At 41.2% G+C, this 571-nt stretch carries 1 protein-coding gene; it reads left to right on the top strand.

The features are described 5' to 3' along the window. A partial coding sequence (locus tag ACS8FD_RS23245) for a 5'-nucleotidase (protein ID WP_439277594.1) occupies nt 1-478 on the top strand: 478 nt, incomplete at its 5' end. Nucleotides 479-571: the final 93 nt, after the last annotated feature.

Raw genomic sequence — 571 nt, 5'->3', positions numbered from 1 at the left:
GTTGTTATATAAGCAACAAGGTTTGCAGGCTTTCCATGAACGTGAAGCATTGATGCGTGATTTGCCGATTGAGAAAGGTCCTTATGCTGAACTGTTAATTAAGCTTTCAAGCTTACAGGAACGTTTACCAGCACGGCTCGATCATTGTCCAATAAAGATTGCGCTAGTGACAGCTCGTAATGCACCCGCTGATTTACGCGCTATCAAGACGCTACGTGAGTGGGGCGTAGATGTTGATATGGCATTTTTCTTAGGAGGGCTTGAAAAAACAGCAGTACTTAAGACCTTTGCACCGCATATCTTTTTTGATGACTCCATTCAGCATATTAACGCGGCTCGTCACTTTGTTCCTACTGCATTGGTGCCTTATCACTCAACGTCTTTACTATATGCTAATAGTTATTTAACTGCTAACAAAGATACTTCGCTATTACCCTTTACCTCCGCACAGCCTGTTATTTCTTCTGTAGACCATTAATATAAAGTTAAAAGAGAGGATCAAAGATGAGTTGGCGACAAGTATTAGCATTGGTGATGGTTCGACTTAAGCAGGTTATTGGCTTATATGCTT

It is taken from the genome of Psychrobacter sp. 1U2, from assembly GCF_051847575.1.
Note: the sequence above shows the minus strand (reverse complement) of the source record. Positions and strands in the feature narration are given on the sequence as shown.